At 33.2% G+C, this 26,045-nt stretch carries 14 protein-coding genes and 1 pseudogene; 2 read left to right on the top strand and 13 right to left on the bottom strand.

The window, feature by feature from the left end; all coding sequences use genetic code 11:
* Positions 1-129 precede the first annotated feature (129 nt).
* The 8 genes from KQI85_RS08375 to KQI85_RS08340 form a co-directional block, all read right to left on the bottom strand.
* Positions 130-1,824, bottom strand: a complete 1,695-nt coding sequence (locus KQI85_RS08375; RefSeq protein ID WP_216575643.1) for a GGDEF domain-containing protein — start codon at positions 1,822-1,824, stop codon at positions 130-132.
* A 15-nt stretch (positions 1,825-1,839) separates the two neighbouring features.
* A complete protein-coding gene (locus KQI85_RS08370) occupies positions 1,840-3,477 on the bottom strand; it encodes an HD domain-containing phosphohydrolase (protein WP_216575642.1) in 1,638 nt (545 codons plus the stop codon).
* A gap of 140 nt (positions 3,478-3,617) precedes the next feature.
* Entirely contained in the window at positions 3,618-4,796 is a 1,179-nt protein-coding gene (locus KQI85_RS08365) for a YibE/F family protein (protein ID WP_216575641.1), read from the bottom strand.
* A gap of 84 nt (positions 4,797-4,880) precedes the next feature.
* Positions 4,881-5,585, bottom strand: coding sequence for a GntR family transcriptional regulator (locus KQI85_RS08360; RefSeq protein ID WP_253293800.1), 705 nt, complete (start codon positions 5,583-5,585; stop codon positions 4,881-4,883).
* An 11-nt stretch (positions 5,586-5,596) separates the two neighbouring features.
* Positions 5,597-6,991, bottom strand: a complete 1,395-nt coding sequence (locus tag KQI85_RS08355) for a 2-isopropylmalate synthase (protein WP_216575640.1) — start codon at positions 6,989-6,991, stop codon at positions 5,597-5,599.
* Between the two features lie 219 nt (positions 6,992-7,210).
* A complete protein-coding gene (gene pflA, locus KQI85_RS08350; RefSeq protein ID WP_216575639.1) occupies positions 7,211-7,972 on the bottom strand; it encodes a pyruvate formate-lyase-activating protein in 762 nt (253 codons plus the stop codon).
* 191 nt (positions 7,973-8,163) lie between these two features.
* On the bottom strand, positions 8,164-10,416 hold the full coding sequence (gene pflB, locus KQI85_RS08345) for a formate C-acetyltransferase (protein WP_216575638.1): 2,253 nt from the start codon (positions 10,414-10,416) through the stop codon (positions 8,164-8,166).
* A gap of 308 nt (positions 10,417-10,724) precedes the next feature.
* Positions 10,725-16,058: a CehA/McbA family metallohydrolase gene (locus tag KQI85_RS08340; RefSeq protein ID WP_216575637.1), complete on the bottom strand. Its 5,334-nt coding sequence runs from the start codon at positions 16,056-16,058 to the stop codon at positions 10,725-10,727.
* Positions 16,059-16,631: 573 nt separating this feature from the next.
* On the opposite strand from KQI85_RS08340, the gene arcC reads away from it, so the two are divergent.
* Positions 16,632-17,552 carry a carbamate kinase gene (arcC, locus tag KQI85_RS08335; RefSeq protein ID WP_216575636.1) on the top strand — a complete coding sequence of 307 codons (921 nt, stop codon included), beginning with the start codon at positions 16,632-16,634 and terminating at the stop codon, positions 17,550-17,552.
* A 400-nt stretch (positions 17,553-17,952) separates the two neighbouring features.
* Here the strand turns inward: arcC and KQI85_RS08330 are convergent, their stop codons facing one another.
* From KQI85_RS08330 to glgB, 3 genes are all read right to left on the bottom strand, one after another.
* Positions 17,953-18,666 (bottom strand): HAD family hydrolase, encoded by a 714-nt coding sequence (locus KQI85_RS08330; RefSeq protein ID WP_216575635.1) that lies wholly within the window; start codon positions 18,664-18,666, stop codon positions 17,953-17,955.
* A 299-nt stretch (positions 18,667-18,965) separates the two neighbouring features.
* Positions 18,966-19,817 (bottom strand): mechanosensitive ion channel family protein, encoded by an 852-nt coding sequence (locus KQI85_RS08325; protein ID WP_253293799.1) that lies wholly within the window; start codon positions 19,815-19,817, stop codon positions 18,966-18,968.
* A gap of 1 nt (position 19,818) precedes the next feature.
* A complete protein-coding gene (gene glgB / locus KQI85_RS08320) occupies positions 19,819-22,020 on the bottom strand; it encodes a 1,4-alpha-glucan branching protein GlgB (RefSeq protein WP_216575634.1) in 2,202 nt (733 codons plus the stop codon).
* A gap of 501 nt (positions 22,021-22,521) precedes the next feature.
* Here glgB and KQI85_RS08315 point away from each other — a divergent pair.
* Entirely contained in the window at positions 22,522-23,358 is an 837-nt protein-coding gene (locus KQI85_RS08315) for an alpha/beta hydrolase (RefSeq protein WP_216575633.1), read from the top strand.
* 1,615 nt (positions 23,359-24,973) lie between these two features.
* Here the strand turns inward: KQI85_RS08315 and KQI85_RS08310 are convergent.
* The gene (locus tag KQI85_RS08310; RefSeq protein WP_216575632.1) at positions 24,974-25,432 is read right to left on the bottom strand and encodes a hypothetical protein; all 459 of its coding nucleotides are present in this window, start codon (positions 25,430-25,432) and stop codon (positions 24,974-24,976) included.
* Positions 25,433-25,640: 208 nt separating this feature from the next.
* Positions 25,641-26,045 (bottom strand): annotated as a pseudogene (locus KQI85_RS08305) (hypothetical protein); the annotation flags it as partial.

Raw genomic sequence — 26,045 nt, 5'->3', positions numbered from 1 at the left:
ATATACAACCATATCCGTTCTTTATTTGTTTTTGTTTTTCTTTGCACATTATCGTACATTCATTGTATTTGCATACTTTATTCTTTTATTTTTCAATCAGATGTCTCAAAAGCTAGCATATTCTTGCATTTATCTTACTCTTATTCCAAGACGATCTCTTTGATATTTTTTACACTCATACATTCTTGCATCAGCTTCTTCATATACCTTCCACAATTTGCGTGTATCTTCAAGTGTTCTAATTGATACTCCATAAGCTGCAGAAAAGATAAACTTATTCTCTGTAGATTTTTCTTTGTTAATCTGATGCATCATACCATTCATATTATTTATAAGTCCCTGTATCTTCTTTGGTTCACAGTTTTTAAGAATAACTATGAATTCATCTCCACCCATTCTGCCAATAAAGCTATCTTTCTCTTTTCCAAATGCAGCTATAAGAATCTCAGCAAATCCTATAATAAAACTATCTCCGTCAACATGTCCATACGTATCATTGACATATTTAAGTCCATTAAGATCAAGACTAATGACAGCATAAGTATTCTCTTTATCTTCATCAATCTCTTTAGCATATTCTTCACATTTTGCACGGTTGGCAAGATTCGTTAATGCATCTGTATATGCAAGTTTAAATAACATCTTCTGTTCTGCATCTCTGTAAAACATCTTCGCAACACCATTTGCATAGAATATAACCATAGATGCAAAGAACATAAATGCTCCTACCGGAACTACACTCTGTGTAAAATTAAATACTTTTTCTGAGCTATGATAATAGCTTCGTGCAAGGTCATATAGACATGAGAGTCCAAAATATACAACACCAACAAGCAAATATATATTATCAACGTTATCTTTTACTCCACCAAATAACATTATTATACTATATACAATTGCCACTATTGTCATCATCTGATACAGTGGAACAAAGTATGTATATGAATATATTCCTGTTACCTCAAGTGTGAATGTTATTATATTAAATACTATAAACATCGCAATAAGTATGCTATATATCTTCTTTTTCATACTTGGTAATTGATATTCATTAATAAATAGCATCATTGGAATCGGCATCATGAATAATGAAATCTCTGTAATAAAATACGTTATATATACATTATGTACAACCGTCTGCAATATTCCATAATTACAAAATGTCCATCCTGCAACGCATAATGCAAATGCACCAATCCATATTCCTTTTCTGTATTCTTTTGTAAAATTCTTGTTAACAATTTTTATAAATAGCATTGATACACCTATTACAACCATAATCGCTGCTATTATCATATCCACAAATATATCAATATTAAAATGTTCTGTTGTTTCAAATCCATTCTCTATATATACATAAGGTAATGCCCTTGATTTGTAATCACCAACTGTAAGTACAATTGTTATATAGCAAAAATCCTTATCCGTCTCTAATGGTGCCATTGCATAATGGTTTCCAACTGCTCTTCCTTTTTCAATCGAATCTAATCCATTCTCATAGACTAACTCATTATTAACATATATCTGTTCTGCAAAATGTCTTGAAAAAAATCTAAGCACACATATATCCTGATCTTTAGGAAGTGTGATCATCTTTTGGAGAGTTATTTTATCTCCATATACAAAGCCTTTATATGATTCATCATATAGTGTTCCTGTATATGGAGCATAATCATTAACTGTTATTACCCAATCTTCAAATTCGCCCTGACTATAATATCTCTTCGAATATCTTGAAAAGCCCATACACAAAACGATTATTGCTATAAAGACTACTGTCGTTGCCAATATAGATTTTATTATTTTCAACCTATTATTTTTCATAACCGGTACTCCTACTTATTCTTCTTTTATACTCATTATCTTTTCTCTCGCCTCAAGAAAAGTCTCTACAAGCAGTGGATCAAAATGGCTTCCTGCTGATATTCTTATTACTTCAAATGCCTCATCATAAGGCATCGCTTCTTTATAAGTCCGCTTTGATGTAAGTGCATCAAATACATCTGCAATCGCCATTATTCTTGCACAAAGTGGTATGTTTTCACCAGAAAGACCTAATGGATATCCTGAGCCATCCCATCTCTCATGATGATAATATGCCATATCTTTTGCTATTGTAAGATAATCATTTGAATCAACTTCCTGTAATATCTCTTCAAGCATATGTCCTCCAATTGACGAATGCTCTTTTATCTTTTGAAATTCTTCGCTTGTAAGTTTTCCCGGTTTTTTTAATATACTGTCATCTATTGCAATCTTGCCGATGTCATGTAACGGTGCCGCCTGAACAACTTCTTCTGCGTATTCTTCAGTAAGTATATTACTATATATCTTCTTTTCCATTAATTTTTCAACAAGTATCTTAACATATGCGCTTGTACGTTTAACATGATGTCCTGTAACATCATCTCTTAGCTCAATCATATTTGCAAAACTAATTATAATCTTTTTTTGGATTATTTCAAGTTCTGTATTTTGTTTTTCAACTTTTTCTACTAACTCAACATTCTTCTTGATATGCTCTGTTATGTCTGTAAATATTAGGATATATCCACTAAGTTTCTTTCTGTCATATATCTGACTTAATGAAGGTTCATAATATCTTCCATCTTTTAGATAATTTTCTTTAACTGATACAAGATATTTTTTAAGCATGTCAAGTGCATATACCGAATATGTTTCAACCCCAGGAAATATCTTTTTTGCAATGCTATTAGTATATAGAATCCGTAAGTTAACATTAAATACAATCACTGGTTGATTAAGTTCTTCCACTATCGAATTCTTGGCATAATCAACCATATCAAACGTCTTATACCTATATACAAGTACCGCTAAAAGTATTATTGATACAAAAAATGATAGATATGTAATATCATATGGTTCAAATACTTTTGTAAAGTATATTGCAATTCCAGCATACTGTAATATTCCTATACAGCCAAGTATAAAATATTCTATCCGATCTCTATAATATCTTAACTTTGCATATGTATAAAAACATACATATGGAATAGCCAGGGCATAGAATATCATAATTGCCATATTTATATAATACACAATTCCATTCTTTGTTTCAATATGTGGAAACATATCTGTTGAAAACTTTATATCTGTATAATATAAATTATGCCTGTCACAGGTAAAAACAATAATAAAAATAATCAAATGTATATACAATAGTGTTCTTGAAAAAGCCTTTGGTACATGATACTCACAAAATTTCACTATAAACATAAACATAAACCAACCTAAAAAGCATTTTCCAAGATATGATACTTTCGTACTAGCTATCGCCATTTCCATATTTTGCGATAACATCTCCATAAGATATCCAAATAAATTGATAAGCACACATACAAGGGACATAATCAGATACATCTGCTCTTTGCAATTATACTGCTCCCATATATGAAAAATCATGAGAAAAAGGACTACTATGCTTATCCCCTGTATTCCTACTAAAACTTCGTACATTATATACCTCCAGACAATTCTATGATCACAGAATTTATCGGCATATTCGTTGTTTTAATTATTTTCCATATATTAATTTAATTTTATATTTCTATTTTTCTCTTTATTTTTTCATTCTTAAAGAAGAGTATTGTGGCTAATCATCTACGTTCTGTATGTGCTGAAGCCATTATAAGTGATGACATAAATGCTACAAATGGAACAGCTGATATTATTCCAAGACTTCCTGTAATACCCTGAATTATCTCCGTTGCTACAAAATCTGTCTCCATAAGCTGATAATAGGATACATTGTATGAATATATTAAAAGCATCATATTAAGTGATGTTCCGGCAAATGCAAGTATTAATGTATTAGACATTGTTCCCATTGCATCTTTACCAATATTCATTCCGGATTTAAATAACTGTATCCTTGTCATATCAGGGTTAACTGTTGCAAGTTCATTTACCGAAGATGCTATACTCATAGCAACATCCATAACAGCACCTAGCGAACCTATTAATATTCCTGCAATAAACAGTCCTGATATCTTAAGTCCTCCGTCATAGGCTTCTTCTAATAGATTAGTGCTTTCATTCATATTGAATCCATCAACATGAGCAATTTTTGTAACTATATATGCTGAAAGCCCTGCAAATAATACACCTAGAATCGTTCCTGCCATAGCTGAAACTGATTTTTTAGTAAATCCTTCAAGAAGTGCCAGGCTTACTATTGTTGTTATAATTACAATAAACATTGTTACCGGTATTGTAGCATATCCTTTTAACAATAACGGCAGTAATATCCATATCACACTTATAACTGTAAATATAAGTCCTATAAGTGACTTTATTCCTTTTTTACCACCAAGTGCAGCCATAAATACCATAAATACAATTATAAGTACATATAACGCTGTTGTCCTGTGGTAATTATATATATTAACTGTATATCCATCTGAAGTTGTACTTACTGACACACTTACTTTCATTCCCTCTTTAAGCACTACATTATATGTGGCACTCATTGGATTGTATACTTGTACTTCATCACCTGTATGCCTGCCTGTAAGTATCTCTAAAAGAACCTGTTGACTTCCACGTCTTCGATTCTCTGTTGCCGGATCTTTTTCAGTATTATCTTCTAAGATTTCAATTACTTTTGCTTTTTCATATTCTGTATAATTAACTCCGTCATCTCTGACTACCCATACTGCATTGCGGTTAGCCAGCCATATAAGCACTCCCCACAAAATAGCAGCAATTATTATAATTATTACTTTTTTGATATTCTTATTTGCAGTATCACCTGCACTATCAAAGTTCTTATTCATATTTAACCTCAACTTCTGTTTAAAACGCAAACAATACAGCCTGTCACCATTGGCAGGCTGTATGTTCCTCTTTATAATTATAATTTACATTTTAATTTTATCTTCTTGTTCATCAAGAATATTCTTAAGTCCCTTATCAGATATGTTTTTAATAGTATTGATCATATGCTCATTAGCAAGTTGCTCTGCCAGTTCGGCATTTCCATTCCTTAATGCTTCTACTATAAGTGCATGTTCTTTGTTAGAATTTCTAGCCCTTTCAGGATTGCTAAGAGTTACTTTTCTTACTCTCTCAACATAATGATGATAATCAGATAATGTATGTCTAAGCATTCTGCTTCCAGATGCTGTATACATTATCTCATGAAACTTATTATCAAGTTCAAGTACTTGTTCATAATTACCTTTATTGCAATGAAACTCAGATAAAAAAGTTATCTCTTCAAGTTCATCAAGCTGTTCCTTAGTTATCTTCTCGGCTGCCCATCTTGCACATAATCCTTCAAGAAGAGAACGTATATAATATATATCTGATACATCTTCAAGTGTGATTCCTGTAACATAAGCACCTTTGTTCGGTATGATTGACACAAGACCTTCTAATTCAAGCTGTCTTAGCGCTTCTCGTACAGGCGTTCTGCTTACTCCAAGTTCGGCACCTATCGTAGCTTCTTTCAACTCATCATTTTTATTATATTTTCCAGACAGAATATTCTCTCTAATGCGGTTAAATACCTGCCCTCGCAGCGAATACTTGTCCATGGACTCTTTCCCAATACTATAATTCATTTACTCACCGCCTATTTTCCAAGCTCTACTCCTAATAATTTACATTTTTCGTCTATTATACTTAATAATTCGTCATCTGTTAATACTGTTACTCGACCAGCTTCATATTCACTATCTACCCACTGTTTCACAGCTGCTACAAGGTCACAGTTCTTATCTACTGCTTTATCATCTTTTAGCTTAAAGTATGTATTAATCCAATGTGCAATTCCTGCTAATCCAGATGTATTTGATACAGCTACAAGTACCGGTCTCTTAAGGAATTTTTCTGTATCAAAGATATTATATATCTCTTCATTCTTAAGAAGTCCATCTGCATGAATACCTGCTCTTGTAACATTAAAATTCTTACCAACAAAAGGTGTTCTCTCTGGCATATGATAACCTATCTCTTTTTCAAAATAATCAGCAAGTTCTGTGATAACTGTTGTATCCATGCCATCAAGTGTTCCTCTTAACTGTGCATACTCAAATACCATAGCCTCTAGAGGTGTATTACCTGTTCTCTCTCCAATACCAAATAATGAGCAGTTAACTCCACTTGCTCCATATAACCATGCTGTAGTTGAATTTGTTACAGCTTTATAGAAGTCATTATGTCCATGCCATTCTAACTGTTCTGAAGGCACACCTGCATGTGTTGTAAGACCATATATTATTCCTTGTACTGAACGTGGAATAACTGCACCAGCAAAGTTAACACCATATCCCATTGTATCACATGCTCTAATCTTAATAGGTATCTTATATTCTTCCTGTAACTTCATAAGTTCAAGACAGAATGGAATTACAAATCCATATATATCTGAACGTGTAATGTCTTCAAGATGACATCTTGGTCTTATACCTGTCTCAAGACATTCTCTTATTACGCTTAGATAATGATTCATACATTCACGTCTTGTCATCTTCATCTTATAAAAAATATGATAATCAGAACAACTTACAAGAATTCCGGTTTCCTTCATACCTATCTCTTTTACAAGTTCAAAATCTTTCTTGCTTGCTCTTATCCAGCTTGTAATCTCTGGAAACTTATATCCTTTTTCCATACATTTATATACAGCATCTCTATCTTTTTTACTATATAAAAAGAATTCACTCTGTCTTATTATTCCTTTAGGTCCACCAAGTTTGTGAAGATAATCATACATCGTAACTATCTGCTCAGTTGAATATGGTGCTCTCGACTGCTGTCCATCTCTAAATGTGGTATCTGTTATCCAGATATTCTCCGGCATATTATGTGGTACTATCCTATTGTTAAAAGCTATCTTAGGAATCTCATCATAAGGGAAAAGATTTCTATACACGTTAGGTACCTGAACATCATCAAGATGATATATATGTTCCTCTAGTTGTAACAGGTTCGTGTGTTCATTCATTTTAACTGGTCTGTTTTCCATTTTTATTCTTCCTCCTATTTAGCAAGCTAAAGCATAAAAACATTGTATACGATTATACATACATTGTCAACACTATACTTGCGTAAAGTAGAAAAAAATTTCATTTTATTGCATTTTTTTGCAAATTCTTTCGTTATATTCAAACTACGCTGTCTCTATTAAGTTTGTTTTATTTTAAAAATAGAGACAGCAATCAGCTGCCTCTATTTTTATAAAGGATTATTTAAGATATCCTGTATACTCAGCAGTACAAAGGATATTGTTAGCTCTTTCGATTTCTTCTTTTGAAGGTGGTTTTACATCTGAAAGTCTGTATTTTATACCCATCTCTTCATATTTTACAATTCCTAATGTATGATAAGGCAATACTTCAAATCTCTCTACAGTTTTCAATGTCTTAACAAATTCTGACAATCTGCGTAATGACTCTTCATCATCTGTATATCCAGGTACAAGTACATGTCTAATCCACATTGCTTTATTATTATCAGATAAATATTTAGCCATCTGAAGAATATTAGAATTAACACATCCTGTAAGTTCTTTATGCTTGTCATTATCTATATGTTTTATGTCAAGCATAAATAGATCTGTTACTTCCATAAGTTCATTGAATTTGCTAAAGAAAGGCTCTTCTGTTGTAAATGGATTGCCTGATGTATCAAGTGTAGTATGAACACCTTTTTCTTTTGCAAGTCTAAATAACTCTATCACAAAATCTATCTGTAAGAGTGCTTCACCACCACTTACTGTTATTCCTCCATTTGACTTCCAGTAATTACGATATCTGTATGCCTGCTTAAATACTTCTTCTGCTGTCATACTCTTACCGCCTTCTAATGCCCATGTCTCAGGATTATGACAATATTTGCAACGCATCTGGCATCCCTGAAGGAATACTATATATCTGACACCTGGTCCGTCTACTGAGCCAAAGCTCTCAACAGTATTAATAAGGCCTTTTATATTCTTATCGCTCATTTCAATCTCTCCGTTCTAAAATTCTGCACATGGTTACTTTACCAAAATATAATCTCTTATGCCTGCATTATATTCTACCACTAGTATATGCATAAAATATATTTTTACTTAAAAAACGGGCAAAATCCTGTTACCAGTATTCTGCCCGCCTATAATCTTAACTATCTAATTATATATAAGACTACTTAAAATTACATTCTGTCATGGAATGTTCTTGAGATAACATCTAACTGCTGTTCTCTTGTTAAGTCAATGAACTTAACAGCATAACCTGATACACGAATTGTGAAGTTAGCGTATTCTGGTTTTTCTGGATGTTCCATAGCATCAAGTAATTTATCTTTGCCAAATACGTTTACGTTAAGGTGATGAGCACCCTGATCGAAGTATCCGTCAAGTACATTTACAAGATTGTCTTCTCTTTCATCATCATTGTGTCCTAATGCATCTGGGTTCATTGTCTGTGTATTTGAAATACCATCAAGTGCCCATTCATAAGGTAATTTTGTTAATGAGTTAAGAGATGCTAATAAACCATTCTTTTCAGCACCGTAACTTGGGTTAGCACCTGGTGAAAGTGGTGTCCAAGCTTCACGGCCATCTGGCATAGCTCCTGTATATTTACCATAAACTACGTTTGAAGTAATTGTAAGGATTGATGTTGTAGCTTCTGAATCTCTGTATGTATGTCTCTTCTTAATCTTGTCTAAGAATGATCTTAATAATTCAACAGCGATTTCATCTGCTCTGTCATCATCATTACCATATCTTGGGAAGTCTCCTTCGATTTCGTAATCTGTTACGATTCCAGCTTCATTACGTACTGTTTTAACTTTTGCATATTTAATTGCTGATAATGAGTCAACTACATGTGAGAAACCAGCGATACCTGTTGCGAATGTTCTCTTAACATCTGTGTCGATTAAAGCCATCTGAGCTGCTTCATAGTAGTATTTATCATGCATATACTGAATTAAGTTAAGGATATTTACATATAATCCTGCTAACCAATCCATCATAACATCATATTTAGCTACTACTTCATCATAATCAAGGTATTCTGAAGTAATTGGTTTGTAAGCTGGTCCAACCTGCTCACCTGATTTTTCATCAACACCACCGTTGATAGCGTATAATAAACATTTAGCAAGGTTAGCTCTAGCTCCGAAGAACTGCATCTCTTTACCTGTCTGTGTTGCAGATACACAACAGCAGATTGAGTAATCATCGCCCCAAACTGGTTTCATAACATCATCGTTCTCATACTGAATTGAACTTGTTGTTACAGAAATCTTAGCAGCATATTTCTTAAAGTTCTTTGGTAATCTTGAAGAATATAATACTGTTAAGTTTGGTTCTGGTGAAGGTCCCATGTTCTCAAGTGTATGTAAGAATCTGAAGTCTGTCTTTGTTACCATTGAACGTCCATCAAGTCCTGTACCACCTACTTCAAGAGTTGCCCATGTTGGATCTCCTGAGAATAATTCGTTGTATGAAGGAATTCTTGCGAATTTAACCATTCTGAATTTCATAACCATATGGTCAATTAATTCCTGAGCTTCTTCTTCTGTTAACTTACCAGCTTCAATATCTCTCTGAATGTAGATATCAAGGAATGTTGAAACACGTCCTACTGACATAGCTGCACCATTCTGTGTTTTGATAGCTGCAAGGTAACCGAAGTATAACCACTGGCAAGCTTCTCTAGCATCTTTAGCTGGCTGTGAAATATCGTAACCATAGCTTTCAGCCATTTTCTTCATTCCAGCAAGTGCTTTGTACTGATCTGAGATCTCTTCTCTCTGACGGATAACATCATCTGTCATTGTTCCATCGCCACAGTTAGCATGATCTTTTGCTTTCTGCTGCATTAAGTAATCGATACCATAAAGAGCAACTCTTCTGTAATCGCCTACGATACGTCCACGACCATATGTATCAGGAAGACCTGTGATTACATGGCTGTGACGAGCTTTTCTCATCTCTGGTGTATATGCATCAAAAACACCCTGGTTATGTGTTTTGTGATATTCTGTAAAAATCTTGTGTAATTCTGGATCTGGTTCATATCCATAGTTCTGAGCTGCCTGCTCTGCCATCTTAATACCACCGTATGGCATAAATGCTCTCTTAAGAGGCTTATCTGTCTGAAGACCTACTACTTTTTCAAGGTCTTTCATTGATTCATCAATATATCCTGGGCCGTATGCTGTAAGTCCTGCTACTACTTTAGTTTCGCATTCAAGTACTCCGCCTTTAGCTCTTTCTTCTTTCTGTAACTCCTGAAGTCTTCCCCAAAGCTTATTAGTAGCTTCTGTAGGTCCTACTAAGAAGTCTTCATTTCCATCATATGGTTTGTAGTTGTTCTGAATAAAGTCTCTTACGTTGATCTCTTCTTTCCAGAGTCTACCTTCGAAACCGTTCCACTGTTCCTTTTCTAACATCTTAAATCCTCCTTGTAATAGCGTATCTTAATATACGCGTGTACATTGTATACATTAGATTCGGGCAAACAAAGCTTTCAGTTATTTCAACTGACATCTCCTTTGTCCATATTTAGATTATCACGATAATAGTAGAAAATCAATCCTTTTTTTAAAGTATTTTTTTTAGTACAATATCATAAATTTTTACTAAAATGAATTAAAAAAATTATTGAATATGTAATACGGAACCAGCCTTTTTATAGGTGGTTCCGTCACACTGTTAGTAATTATAACCATTACTTTTTATGCATTATTATGTACTAACATTATCTTCTTCCAAACAGTTTTCCAATAATCTCTATTACTTTTTTCACTACTGTTACTATGGCAGCTACTATCTGATTAAGAACTTCCTGACCATGTGAAGGATTCTCTGTTGGCGCCTCTGTTGTCTCTTCAGTTGTTATCTCTGTAGTTGTCTCTTCTTCTGCTCCTTTTACAAGAGTAATCTCATCTGTATTTCTTACTCTTAATACACATACTGATTCTTCTGAATCTCCTTCCGGATGAAGATATACAAGTCCTACTGCTGATACTATATTACCCTCTTTTGCAAATTCTGCTACTGTATTAGTTCCAGTTGTCTGTGAATATATATAACCATCTATGAATACTTTTGCATCATCGCCATTATCATCTGTAAGAATTAACTGTGATACTACTCCATTTGATGATTCTACTTTTTTAACTTTACCTGTTACTTTTACAAGTCTGCCACCATTCGCATCATAATCCATTGCATTAGCATTAGACATCTCTGTTGGTTCAATGACATTAAGATTCTCATTATCAATAATCTCTGATGTGATAACCTGTAATTCCTTATCACCCTGATATGCATCAACATATCCTGTAATCTTAACTTTTGCACCTAATTTAAGCCCACTTACTGAATATGGGAATACTGTAATACCGCCTGTCTTATCCTGAACATATATTGTATCAAAGAATGTATTGCCTTCTACTGCAGTTCCCGCTGTAACGTATCCTTCAATTGCAAATACTTCTCCAAGTTCTGCTTTTCTTACATCTGCAATATCTGTAACAGGTACTTCTACTTTAACATCATCAAGAATGTTTAATGCTATTGTTCTGTTAAGATATGGAACATCCCAGATATTGTCAAGTTCTGCTTCTACTTCAAAGTCTGATATAAATACTGAACCACCTACGAATACATTTGCACCACTTGCAAGTGTCTCAACGCCAAGTGCTACTACTTCGCCTTCCGGAACTACAACTGATGAATCTCCATATGAACCATCATCTTTCTTAGAATCAATTGAATATGTTGTACTGTGACCTTTTACAAGCCAATCAGCTGTACCATTATTAAGTGCAGTCTCATCCATCTTAACAGTACATCCACTATATGCACTATATTTTTGGCCATCTACTGCTCCGTTAACAAACTTATTAGCTGTATTGAATTCTGTATAATACATTCTATATGGCTGTCCGCCATTATTAACTGTATCATATGCTTCATCACTGTATAATCTTGTTGTTGCGCCAATACCTTCAAGAAGTTTATTAATCTCTGTTGATGTCTGTCCATACGCTGTATCCTGATAATCTGCTATACCACATACAACAAGTGTACCACCATTATCAGTATATTCTTTTACCATCTGAATGAATGAATCTTCAAAATGTGATGTATAATAACTTCCTGCATTAGCTGTTCCTTCTTTTTTAGCCGGTGCTGATATTACAAGTAAAGAACAATCTTTAAGCATCTCTTTAGTAATCTCATTCTTCTCAACTTTTACTTCAATATTCTGTGATGAAGCAAGTTTTGTGAAGTTGCCAACATTACCGCCATAATATCCTGTTACATAGTCATTGTAATGTGTACCATCAATAATTACTTTTGTTACCATACTTTCATCTACAAATGTAAGCTGAAGTACATCTTTATATACTTTTTCTACACCATTAAGTGTACCTTTTACTGTTACATATAGATTAACTGCTCCTGGTTTTGCATGATTAAATGCAAAGCTTGTTGATACTGTTCCACATGATGGAATTGTTGTTATTCCTTCTTTTACAGTATCTACTGTATATACTGTTTCATCATTAACAGAATATTCAATTGATGATATTTCAAAATCATCTTTTTCATTATTATATAATTCTGTTTTTACATTAAGATCCTGTCCTGCAACTGGAAGTGGTGCATCTGTTGATATTGATGTAATACCAACTGCTTCAACATCACTAATCCATACTGGTGCAGTTACTGCTATATCACCGTCAGCTTCTGTTACTTTTAGATAATAATATGAATAATCTGCAGGTAATTCGAATTTTAAGTTAGCTGTATTTGATGTAACTTTTTCACTTGCAATGCTAAGTCCACCATTAACAATTACTTCAACTGTTCCAAGGGCTTCATTATCTGCATCTGCGATATCTGCTGTAATCTCAACTTTGTCAGGTGTATATGACATTGTTGTACCCATAATCTCGCCATTTAATTTATATGTAATGCTTAAGTTATTATCTTCTGTTGCATATACTCTTAGGTTTCTTAACGCATCATATATATTATCTCTTGTTAATGTATCACAAAGAACTACTGTACGTCCTGTATTGGCATCTCCCCATTTACCTTTGTGGTTATCCTGGTTATTAGTTGGTGCTACATGCCATCCTTTATCAAGTGCTCTTGTGTAATATTCATATGAAGGGAAATATCCGCTGCTGCCAATTGCACCTTCACCATTACCAACCTCAATAAGATTGATTAACTCATCTATCTCATCATCATAATAAGAGAAATCACTAAAATCACCAAATGTTGTTCCCGGATGATTGAACTGGCTTATTGATCCAGTATCTTTTTTAAGTGTTGCATAATAATTCTGTAATGCTGTTGAATATGTTGAGTATTCTGTCTGTGTTCTTGACTGGAATCCTGCAGTATTAAATGTATTAATATGTCCAAGGCCATTAGACCATGTCATCTCAAATCCATATAGACCTACAAAATCATCTGTTGTATATTTATCTGCAAGTTCATGTCCCTCAACCCATTCTGTACTCATTGAGCCATCGCTTATACTTGCACTGTTCACATTATCAAGTGAATTAGAATGATCTGTTACTGCAAGGAAATCAAGATTATCTACATTAGTTGCATATTGAAATGCTTCTTCACATGTACCTGCACCATCTGAATATGATGTATGTGCATGAATCTGACCAAAATAGATATTATAGTTTTCATTTAATCTCTCTGTAAATGAAAGTGTTGTTGTCTCGCTTTCTTTGTATCCTTCTTTTGTTCCTTTTACAAGTACTGTAATTGGAAGTGTATCTAATACTATCTTATCTGTATATTCATTCCATGTTGCTCCATTATCTGTTGAATATAAGATTATTGCATCTTCTGTTGCATCAGTTAATGTAAGCTTTGTTCCTGCTTTTACAGAACCACCATTAGGTGATGCTTTTACAGGTGCAACCTGTAACTGAGTATATCCATATGTCACTTTTAGACTGTCTTTAAGTCCTGATTTTGATGTATATGTTGTAACAATACTAGGTAATTCTGTTAATACAGGCTTATTAGCATCATCATAAAGTGCATATTCACTTCCATTAATTGAATAATATATTGATGCGTTATCTGTAACTGATGTCATTGTAAGTTCACTATTAAGTGTCACTTCGCCTGCATCAGGTGTTACTTTTGCAATTCCACATATTGTATCTGATACTATAGGGCTTCCGGTGAATGTAAGAGCTGTAAAATAGTTATTAGCTCCTGTACCAGGAGTTGTTCCATTAAAGTTAACTCCATCTTCCGGTACTGCTACTTTTACATATAATTTATCTGCATTAGAAGCACTCTTAGGTAATGTTACTGTAAAATTCTCCCATGTGCCTTTTGCTGATATTGTTATTGTGTCACATTTAACATATTCTGTTCCATCTGTGCTGCATAATATATTATATGTCTTTGAACCTGTTGCTGATGTCTTCATAGAGAATGACATCTCAACATTACCATACATAGCTGTGCTTGTCTCAATAAGATAATAATCGCCCTGCTGTAAACCTTTAGCTCCCATATAATATGATGTTGAGCCTGTTGTTCCTGATGTATTAGCAATGAATGGCTGACCTTTTGTTGAAAGTGATACTTTTGATTGTGTATTTTTCTGATCATTAGCACTGTCTAGATCAGCATAAATCTCTGTTATACCTGTTTCGTAAGGACCGCTTCCAGCCCATGTTGCAACCGGAAGTACAACTGAATCATCAATTGTATATTCACCATCTTTTGCAATTGATACATAATCTGATGATGAACCATTTCTTAACTGTAATGTTGTCTTATATTTTGAAAATGCTGCATATACATCTGCTTCACTGCCTTCTGCAAGCCCGTCTGAATATTCTGCTGCTTTATATATATTCATTGAACCTGTCTCATCAGTTATAGGTGTATTTGATTTTGAATATGCACCTAATGTCGCATTCTTGATAACAACATATTCTGACATATACTTATCTGCATTTTCTTTTAATTCATTGATTGTTACTCTCTGTGCTTCAATAGCTTTTGCTGATTTTACAAGATTAACTTTTGATACTGCCTGAAGCTGTTTCACATCTCCATAAGTTGATGCTGTACCTGTTACTTCTACAATATCGCCTACATTATATCCACTTAATGCACTATATACCTGAAGGCCAATTACTTCACCGTCAATAACATCTTCAAGAATTGTTGTATTAACAGATCCATTATTACCATATCTATATACAACCTGTCCAATTACTGTCATAGTCTCAGCGTCACTTGTATAGAACTTATCTATAGTAAGAACGTCTGCACTAACTATATCTTCTGTTATTGGATCATATAAATTCTCTGCCTCTTGTTCTGTTGTCTCTTCAGTTACATTCTCTGTTGCAGACTCTGTTTCTGTTGTAGTCTGTTCTGTCGTAGCCTCTGTTGTAACTTCTGTTCCATCTGTATTACCTTTTACTACGATATTATTAAGCCAGTTTGTACCAGTCGCACTAACAGTTCCACCGTTGATATTGTCTGCATCTTTAGCATATAATCTTACATATAATGTATCTGCATCTGATGCTGCTTCTGTAAGATTAAAACTTACATTTTTAAAGGATGATGATACATCAAATGTATCTGTTTCTGTAAATTCTTCTCCATCAGTACTTACTTTAACTCCCATATGTGCCGGACCTGTTCCTGAACCTTTTGTCTTCGCACTGATGGTTAGACCTGTATATCCTTTTGTTGATAATTGTATCTCCCAATAAGTACTTTCTTTATCCCATCCACTTACTGAGATACCATTTTTAGACTGTGTTCCTACAGTTCCTGTAGTTGTTAAAATTCCAGTCCCTGAAGTTGAATCATATACTGATGCACCTTCTTCACTGCTTGACGGAATGTTATCTTCCGCATACATCCAAGCAGCAATTGTTGCCAATTGATTATTAGCTTGTGTTTCATCTGCAAATGCCATAAAACCATTTCCACTTATGAATACCATCTGGAATACAAGTGTTATAGCCATAACAAAAGCAATAATCTGACTTTTCTTACTTTTCATACATTTCCTCTCCTTGCAATATTTTACTATTGTTGATTAATAAAAAAACAGTTCACAACATCATAAACACATTTTTTATCTCATATCATGTGTAAATAATAGGCTGTTGTTAATGTTCTCTGTCCTCATTAACAACAGCCTTATTTGTTTTTCTCATTAATTCAACTGACTTTTTTATAATATCACTTTCTCAAAACCTCGTATATGGTACTTTTTCCTTATTTTTAGGATACTATTTCTTTTTTTCTGGTACTCAGGGGCTATTTTCTGGTATATAAGTACCGTATGACTATTTTGACTTTTCAAAATATAAGTAATTTTAATAAGTATTTATTAGCTCAAATGTCGAATTGTGTTATTTATTTTTATATTATCTGTCTTTTTGTATTACTATCAGATTAATATTGCTCAATTTTTGTTTATTTAATATTTCTATTTGTATTTTTGTCACTTATCATATATAATAAGTATATCTTATTATCAGGTAATCAAAGATTTTTATTTTATTAATTATCATCTCTTCAATTACCTGTACATAATAATGACATCTTATTATAGAAGCGAGGAATTCATATGGGAAATAAAAGAATTGTTGTTGCTCTTGGACGTAATTGTTTTGGCGAGACATTCCCAGAGCAGCAGAAAAATGTTAAAATAGCAGCAAAAGCTATCGCGGATCTTATTGAGGAAAAATATCAAGTTATTATAACTCACAGTAACGGGCCACAGGTTGGTATGATTCAGACTGCCATGACTGAATTCAGCCGTCTTGATTCAAAATATACAGTAGCTCCAATGTCTGTATGTGGTGCAATGAGTCAGGGATATATTGGATTTGATTTACAAAATGCAATCCGTACAGAACTTTTAGACAGAGGTATCTTTAAACCTGTATCTACAATCATTACACAAGTAAGAGTTGATCCTTATGATAAAGCATTTAACGAACCAACTAAAGTTATCGGACGTGTTATGAGCAAAGAAGAATCTGATATAGAAGAGAAAAAAGGCAACTATACAGTTGCTGAAAATGGTGGATACAGAAGAATAATAGCTTCACCAATGCCAATTGATATATATGAGATTGATGCTATTAAAGCTCTTGCCGATGCCGGTCAGATAGTTATTGCAGCCGGTGGTGGTGGTATTCCTGTTCTCGAACAAGGTACAACGCTAAAAGGTGCAAGTGCTATTATTGAAAAAGATTATACAAGTGAAAAACTTGCGGAACTTGCTGATGCAGATACTCTTTTGTTCCTGACTGCTGGCGAAGGTATCTCACTTACAGAAGGTGGCGAGGTTCTTAGTAATATCAATGAAGAAGAATTAACAAGCTATATTAATGATGGTTATTTCAAGCCAACTACTATTCTTCCTAAAGCACTTTCAGCACTTTGGTTCATACAGTCAGGCGATGATAAACGTGCTATTGTTGCTAACGTAACCAAAGCTAAAGAAGCTGTTAATGAAAAAACAGGTACTATAATCAAATAATGCCATAGATAATTCATAAAAATGGATTCATAGAAAAAGGACATCTGAGTAAACCACCCTTTAAGATATCATATCTTAGAGGCGTCACTCAGATGTCCTTTTAATATACCATTATATCACTTTTTTGTTTTTCAATATACTAACACTATTATATGATGCCAGGGTCAAAAGGTCTAAAACCACGTGAGCTTGCTCATAGGTGGGTGAAAGACCTTGGGACCCGCCCCGATATGAGCATAAAAGTGGGATGACAATTCCACGATATGCGAATATCCGGTAGAATTGTGGGAGTGCGTAGCACGGAGCAATTCGTAGGCATCAAAGTTGGGGCTTTTGACCCCAACATCATTATATATTATCCATGTTATATATTATGTATGATGTTCTATTCTAGCCTGTTCTATTTTAGTATAATATCTACTATTGCATCATAATCATTGCCTTTAACTGCATATGTATGAAGATTCTTATCGAGATATCTGCCATCTTCATTGTCAATATATATTGAATCAATTCCATATCTTGACGCACCAGCAATATCTGTTGAATAAGTATCACCAATCATAATGCTTCCTTTTCGTTCTATTCCATATTTATTAAAAAGCTTATCAAAGAATTCTTCTGATGGTTTCATAACACTTTCGTCTGATGACATAAGTATTCCATCAAACATATCATCCATTTTAAGATACTCAAGTTCTTTTTTAGTATATATACTCTGTGCATTAGTCAAGAGATATACATTGCAATTATTTCTCTTAAGTTTTTCAATCATCTGATTCATTCCACTGAATGTCTTTAGCTTCTCTGTAGACATAATTCTAAACATCCAGCAAGTATAATCTATGAGCGTATCATTAGGTTCAACACCTTTATTCTCATAAAGTTTCTTAAATAGTTTTCTTACATCAATCTCTGTACATGTGTATGAAGGATATTCTGAATACATTATCTTCATAAGACGTCTGTAATCTCTCTTTAATTCTGTGTATATGTAATCAGCTCCATTGAATACATAAAATTCACACATCTTCTCCCACACGCTTTTCTTGTTCTCATTAGTACTTATATCTACAAGAGTTCCATACAAGTCAAATATACAATTTCTATACATCGCAATTCCTCCATATTTCTTCTTTTTTGTTTTAATGTATTAATTATACCATAATTTTTTTATATTTTAAAGAGTTTTATAAAATTGTATAACAAATTAATTGTAAAAGTTAAATATCTTCTGTATAGCGATAATAGCCTTATCGAAACAGCTATCTTTCTTTATTTTTCATTTTCATTCTCCTTGCACTTTTTATTAATTACCCACTTACTATATCACTTCTAAAATAAAAAATTCCCCCCCAAAAAGGGGGGGATTTTCATTTTTTTGAAAATTTTATTATCGTCTTTTTAATAATCTTAATTATCGCTAGGTGTACTTAATATATTAACATCAAGCTTATTATATGGTATCTCAATGCCACATCTGTCAAATTCAAGTTTTATCTCTTCTGTTATTTTCCATTTAGCTTTCCAATAACTATCCGTTGGAAACCACGCTCGTAGTCCGAGATTAACAGAACTTTCACCAAGCTCACTTACAAAAATATCTATCGGCTGATCTTTCATTACATCCTCAGTTCTATCTACTACTTCTTTTATCTTCTCTTTTGCAAGTCTTAGATCTGCATTATATGCTATTGGTATAATCATATCTATTCTTCGTCTTGTCTGCGACGTAACATTGGTAAGACTGCTATTAGCTAATGTTCCATTAGGAACTGCAACCATTCTATTATCTATTGTTAGAAGTCTTGTATAGAATACATCTATACTCTGAACAGTTCCTTCATTTCCTTTTGTATCTTCTATTATATAGTCGCCAACCCTGAATGGTTTTAGAAGCAGAATAAGCACTCCACCTGCCAGATTAGAAAGACTTCCTTGCAATGCAAGTCCTAAAGTAAGCCCAGCAGATCCAAGCACTGCTATTATCGAACTCGTTCCAATCCCAACTGTTCGAATCATCAATATGAATACAACAATATATAAGATTATTCTAAGTCCTGAGTATAAGAACTTTCTAAGACTTATATCTGTCCCTGCTCTTTCTAAGAATCTGTCAAATATTCTTAATACTACTTTTACCAGTTTCTTACCTATATAATATATAAGAATCGCTATAAATATCCTTATTATAAGCTCTATCAGAGAAGAAACTGCTTTATTATCTGTTAGCATCTCACTTATTGATTTAATTAATTCTGTCATATTACTTTTCCTTCATCTCTTCATATCTTAGTATTATAATTCCAAGTGCCGGAAGATTTACCTTCAATGAGTAATCTCTGCCATCACATTTTTCTTCTTTTGCAGTCTTTTTTCTTGGATTGACAACTCCATCTCCGCCATACTCAACAGCATCACTGTTAAATATCTCTTTATACTTACCAGGATGTGGTACTCCTGTCATATAATCATAATGAACGACATCATCAAAATTGGCAATGATAACAAGCTCATCTTCTTTTGATTTTCTTGCAAAACTTATTATACTATCATTTGCTGAAAAATTATTAATCCATTCAAAAGAATCCGGTTCGCTGTCATTTATATAAAGTGCAGGCTCATCTGTGTATATCTTTGAAATATCACTTATATATCTCATCATCTGTCTTGTAATATCATATTCTGTCAGTTCCCAGTGAATACTTCTTTTACCACTCCACTCTGCCATCTCTGCCATATCCTGCCCCATAAATATATGCTTTTTACCAGGATGTGTATACATATATCCATACATAAGTTTCACATTAGTGAATTTGTGTTTAATATCACCAGGCATCTTTGCTAACAAAGTTCCTCTTCTATTCATTACATCATCATGTGAAATTGCCAATATATAGTTCTCACTATATGCATACAACATTCCATTCATTAACTCATTGTATCTTTTTTTTCTAAAAAGAGGATCACAACTCATATATGATAAAAAGTCACTCACAAAGCCACTATTCCATTTATAATCAAAACCAAGTGAATCTGCATCATCACCGGTAACTTTCGGCCATGCTGCATGCTCCTCAGCTATAACTATAACGCCACTTTGCTTCTTATGTATAATATTATTAAGCTCTTTAAGCATAAAAACCGCATCATTATTCTCAGTACCACCATACATGTTGGCAGTCCATTCACCTGGTCCTTTGTTATAGTCAAGATATAACATAGATGATACAGAATTAATCCTTATGCCATCAGCATGATATCTGTCTATCCAAAAATAAGCTGATGATATAAGATAATTCCTTACTGGTGCTAAAGCATAATTAAATATCTTAACATTAAGTGACGGATATGATGACATCTTAGGATCAGGATATTCATAAAGTGGCTTTCCATCAAAATATGTAAGTCCAAAATCATTATCCGGAAAATATGCCATAACCATATCAAGTATAACTCCAATACCATTACTGTGCATATAATCTACAAAATACATAAAATCCTGTGGTGTTCCATATCTTGCTGTCGGTGCATAATAAGCTGTTGTCTGATATCCTAAAGATTCATCAAGTGTATGCTCCATAACCGGCATTAACTCAATGTGTGTATATCCCATATTTTTTACATATTCACAGACATCTTTGGCTATCTCTCTATAATTCTTAAAATTGCCATTATCATCGCATCTAAAATATCCTATATGCATCTCATATATATTAAGCGAGGAACATCTTGAATCAACATCTTTGCGTGTTGCCATCCATGTTCTGTCTTTCCATTTATAATCTGATATATTCCACACTTTTGATGCATTATTAGGTCTAAGTTCACTGCTATATGCATACGGATCTGACTTAAGAAGTATCTTACCTCCTTTTGTCCTTATCTCATATTTGTACAAATCACCATTCTTAGCTTTTGGAATAAAAAGTTCATATATCCCACTATCTCCTACCGGACGCATTGGATGTACTCTGCCATCCCAATTATTAAAATCGCCTACAGTGCTCACTCTTACAGCATCCGGTGCCCATACCGCAAACTGCACTCCCTTAATACCATCAACAACCGTCTCATGAGCTCCAAGTATCTTATATGCTTCTGGTTCAGTACCTTCTATAAATCGCTTTACATCTTTAACTGTAATCTGACTTTCAAACATATACGGATCTACTATTTCTTCAATTGTTCCATCCTGATGAGTGATAGACAACGTATATTTTATCTTTTTTTTACCACGCAAAAGTATTGCAAAAAATCCGTTCTCATCAACCATCTCCATCGTATAGCTTGTACTATCTTCATCTTTAATAAGTACAACTTTCTTGGCAAATGGCATATATACCTGTATTAGCAATCCTTTGTCTGTAATATGCTCTCCAAGTATCTTTCCCGGATTTTCACATTCAGCATAAACTATGGCTTCTATCTCCGGCCAGTTCATAAGATTATAGAGTTTATCATTCATATTGTCACCTATCCCCTCTTGTCATTTATTTAGCCTTATATTTAATAATATCATATATTATTAACTTATTCCATATCTTATTTGACATATAATTTTCTAAAATCTGTTATCTCAAAAATCTGCTCCAAAATCTGTTTACCTTAAAAATCTATTGCCACAAAATCTGTTACCACAAAATCTATTGCCACAAAATCTGTTACCACAAAATCTGTTACCACAAAATCTGTTTATTGTCTTTACCTGTCAACATTTTCGTATTATAATTTTAATGATATTAATATTTATAAGCCAGAGCGTAAAACCCACTACCTTTAGGTGATGGGTAGTTCACAATAATTAAATTACTGACATACTGACATTAATTATTAATTACCTGCATCAGATAATCTTTTAACTTACGCTGGCAATTAAAAGCGACCTTATACAATCAACATAGTATATTACTGAATTATGATTGCCAAGTTCTATGTCAGTCTGTAGAAGCAGAATAGGGAGGTATATATGATACATGAATTAATTAATCTTGATGTTGATTATAAGCACTATGGAATTGATCATAGTGATAAAAAAGCAACTCTTGAACTTTTTGTTCTTGATAATATGGAAGGTGTTACGAAAGAAAAAGAAAGGCCATTTATATTAATCTGTCCAGGTGGTGGATATCAGCATCTCTCTCCTCGTGAAGCTGAACCAATCGCTATAAAGTTCAATTCTTATGGTTTTAATGCAGGAATTCTTCGTTATAGCATTAATCCTGATATTTTTCCATCACAATTACTAGAAACCGATATGGCAATGTATATAATACGTTCAAGGAGTGAGGAATTCAAACTTGCAAAAGGTAAACTCATAATCGCAGGTTTTTCTGCCGGTGCTCATGTAGCTGCATCTGCCGGAACTTTATATAATACAGAATTAGTTAAAAATCTTGGCATCGATCTTATGAATCTAAGACCGGATGCTATGATGCTTGCATATCCTGTCATAACTTCAGGTGAACATGCTCATCGTGGTTCATTCATCAATCTCCTAGGATCTAATTATGATAAATACCTTGATTTTGTATCTCTTGAAAAACATATTGATTCTAACACTCCTGCTACATTTATATGGCATACATTTGAAGATCAAGCAGTTCCACTTGAGAATTCATTATACTTTGCTAATGAACTTAGAAAAAATAACGTTAAATTTGAATATCATGTATTTCCTAATGGAAGTCATGGACTTGCACTCGCAACAGAAGAAACTGTTACTTCTGATGGCAAATGCTATCAACCTGAGTGTTCTTGCTGGACTGAACTTTTTAAAGAATTTGTGAAAAACTTATCCTGTTAAACATTCTTTATAAAAAACTTATAATTAGTTTTTTACATTATCTAATACCTCTTAGTCTGTTGTGAAAAACCACCCAAACTAAGAGGTATCTATATGAATTTGCTTTTCCTATTTGAGACTTTAACCCATATTTTTTCTAGCAGTAATCTCTTGCCGGCATATTCGGGTTAATTGAACTCTGCTATTTCCACAAGGCCATGTTGCTATATTCTTCGGAACCGAATCTTAATCTAAAAAGTCTGTCCTTGTAGGTACGGTTAATACCTACTGTTTCATTAGTTGATGCCATACAAATTCTCTCTTGTCTGTATGTTAAGCGTCCTCATTTGCTATAAAAAATAAAAAGAATAAAAGCACTCCCATCAATGAGAATGCCTTAAATGTAACTTATTTTATTAATTGTAGATATGATATACGATTAAGATATTAGTTTTAATTTAATTAGATTAGATATAAGAAATGAATATCAATAATTAATAATAAATACTCCAACCATCATGGCACAATACATTATAGAAAATAGATGTGTGCTATATAATATAATGCTAATCTGTAAGTCATGCATGAAAAAAGAAAGTATATAGACAGCATACAAAGATGTACTGAATTAAAGACTTGATACATCTTTATACACCTTGTAGAAGCAGAATCATACATATATAATACGGTTCAGTTTAGTATGATTCAAAGTTGCGAATAATTCTTGATAATACTATATGTATTCTAATATCAAAGATTCCATCTTATATTAAATACAGTAGTATATTTTAGACAATCATGCACATTATATTACTCTGTTTAGCACAACACTCATATCAGATTGCTTACATAACAACTTAAGATATATCAATTGTATAACTAATTACAATACAATCAACATAATCTCAGACGTATGCATAATATGACACCAAAGACTGGTGAATGATAGCGGTGATTTTTAAACTCCCCATTTAGTAAAACATATGATAAATAGTATAATAAATATGATGTTTGAGGCAAAAGCCCCGACTTTGATGCCTACGAATTGCTCCGTGCTACGCACCCCCACAATTCTGCTGGGTATTCGTATATCGTGGGATTGGCATCATAATATATGGCGTTTCACTGCTATTAAAAGTTAGAATTAACATAAATCATATCAATGCATGGATGAAAAAACAGGCATGCACTGTGCCAGATACTTTGGTCAGAGTACGATATTAAGTTTTTTGCATACTGAAAACATATTTCAATACGATTAACTTACATGTTATAAATTATAAGTTACATTAAAAAGATATTGTAAGCATATTGTTAACTACAGCCATACAGTTTTTAATGAATAAATAATCTGTCGCATCAACATGTTGTTGATGTTTTATGTTCAGATAAGAGCCGGCTGTAATTTAATAGTTTGTAAAGCTTACTTTATAAGATAGTCCAATATATGACATACTTCTTTGAAAAGGTGGTACTAATACTTATCGTGCCATCTACAATTAATAAATGCTCTTATCTGTGCAGTTTTTGTTCGTCAATAACTCTTAACTGCACAGATAGAATAACATGGAGAATTAAAAAAATCCCCCCCCTTTTAGGGGGGAATTTCAAGAAAAAGTATAAACTTTTTATAAACTTATGGATTGTTTTTATCGGTCTCTTCATAGTATTTATCAAGGTATTCCTGGGCTTCTTGGAGTGTTATATCAAATCGTAAAATGAGTTTTTTCATAATATCCATATCTGAGTAATTTTCCTCTTTGTACATTTCAATACGTTCAAATATACGTCCTTCTTCTAATCCTAAAGTACGTCCTTCTTCACGAGCTTCTTCTCTTAACTCTGCTTCATATATCTTTTCATCAAATTCTGTTATACACACACTAAACACCTCCGCCTTATGCTTTATCAAAAATTCTCTCATATTATTTTCTTCTATGCAGTAATCTATTGCATTGGTTATTGCTGTCTTGATATCTACGCCTTTGTCATCTGAGTATTCCCTTACTTTATTTATAAATATCATATATTCCTTAAGTGGTCTACACTTTTCTAACAGTTCATCATTCTTCCCGGTATTAAGATTATATACCATTGCTATCCATTCAAAATCCCCACTGTCATCCTTATTTATAAATGCATCGGATAATCTCAGCTTAACTCTTGCTTCATATTCTTCTGTTCCATTATAAAAAACTACATACTGTGGTGTTGGAATAGATATTAACTTCTTATTATATATTCCATAACGTTCTGTCTAATCCTTTAGGGGCTTTATCAAAGTATCTATCAATTACTTTTATCTAATCCTTTAAGGACTTATCAAAGTATCTGTCAATCTCCAAAGGTGTAAGTTCAAACTTCTCTGATATCTGCTGGGCTATCGTGCTGTCATCTAGTCCAAGTCCTCTTAATATTGATACCATTGTCAGAATATTCTTTGCTCGTTCTCCCTCTCGGCCTTCTTTAAGTCCTTCCTCACGTCCTAAAGTACGTCCTTCTTCACGAGCTTCTTCTCTTAACTCTGCTTCATATATTTTTTCATCAAATTCTGTTATACACACACTAAACACCTCCGCCTTATGCTTCATCAAAAATTCTCTCATAATATTTTCTTCTATGCAGTAATCTATTGCATTGGTTATTGCTGTCTTGATATCTACGCCTTTGTCATCTGAGTATTCTCTTACTTTATTTATAAATATCAT

This window comes from Falcatimonas sp. MSJ-15 (assembly GCF_018918265.1).
In the GTDB taxonomy this organism is placed as follows: domain Bacteria; phylum Bacillota; class Clostridia; order Lachnospirales; family Lachnospiraceae; genus Falcatimonas.
Note: the sequence above shows the minus strand (reverse complement) of the source record. Positions and strands in the feature narration are given on the sequence as shown.

What these genes read in the sequence shown, in the direction of transcription:
- KQI85_RS08370 (WP_216575642.1), bottom strand. Translation starts at nt 3,477, where the DNA reads ATGTACGAAGTTTTAGTAGGAATACAGGGGATAAGCATAGTAGTCCTT.
- KQI85_RS08325 (WP_253293799.1), bottom strand. Translation starts at nt 19,817, where the DNA reads ATGACAGAATTAATTAAATCAATAAGTGAGATGCTAACAGATAATAAA.
- arcC (WP_216575636.1), top strand. Translation starts at nt 16,632, where the DNA reads ATGGGAAATAAAAGAATTGTTGTTGCTCTTGGACGTAATTGTTTTGGC.
- KQI85_RS08310 (WP_216575632.1), bottom strand. Translation starts at nt 25,432, where the DNA reads ATGGTATATAATCTTAATACCGGGAAGAATGATGAACTGTTAGAAAAG.
- KQI85_RS08330 (WP_216575635.1), bottom strand. Translation starts at nt 18,666, where the DNA reads ATGTATAGAAATTGTATATTTGACTTGTATGGAACTCTTGTAGATATA.
- pflA (WP_216575639.1), bottom strand. Translation starts at nt 7,972, where the DNA reads ATGAGCGATAAGAATATAAAAGGCCTTATTAATACTGTTGAGAGCTTT.
- KQI85_RS08360 (WP_253293800.1), bottom strand. Translation starts at nt 5,585, where the DNA reads ATGAATTATAGTATTGGGAAAGAGTCCATGGACAAGTATTCGCTGCGA.
- KQI85_RS08340 (WP_216575637.1), bottom strand. Translation starts at nt 16,058, where the DNA reads ATGAAAAGTAAGAAAAGTCAGATTATTGCTTTTGTTATGGCTATAACA.
- KQI85_RS08315 (WP_216575633.1), top strand. Translation starts at nt 22,522, where the DNA reads ATGATACATGAATTAATTAATCTTGATGTTGATTATAAGCACTATGGA.
- KQI85_RS08355 (WP_216575640.1), bottom strand. Translation starts at nt 6,991, where the DNA reads ATGGAAAACAGACCAGTTAAAATGAATGAACACACGAACCTGTTACAA.
- glgB (WP_216575634.1), bottom strand. Translation starts at nt 22,020, where the DNA reads ATGAATGATAAACTCTATAATCTTATGAACTGGCCGGAGATAGAAGCC.
- pflB (WP_216575638.1), bottom strand. Translation starts at nt 10,416, where the DNA reads ATGTTAGAAAAGGAACAGTGGAACGGTTTCGAAGGTAGACTCTGGAAA.
- KQI85_RS08375 (WP_216575643.1), bottom strand. Translation starts at nt 1,824, where the DNA reads ATGAAAAATAATAGGTTGAAAATAATAAAATCTATATTGGCAACGACA.
- KQI85_RS08365 (WP_216575641.1), bottom strand. Translation starts at nt 4,796, where the DNA reads ATGAATAAGAACTTTGATAGTGCAGGTGATACTGCAAATAAGAATATC.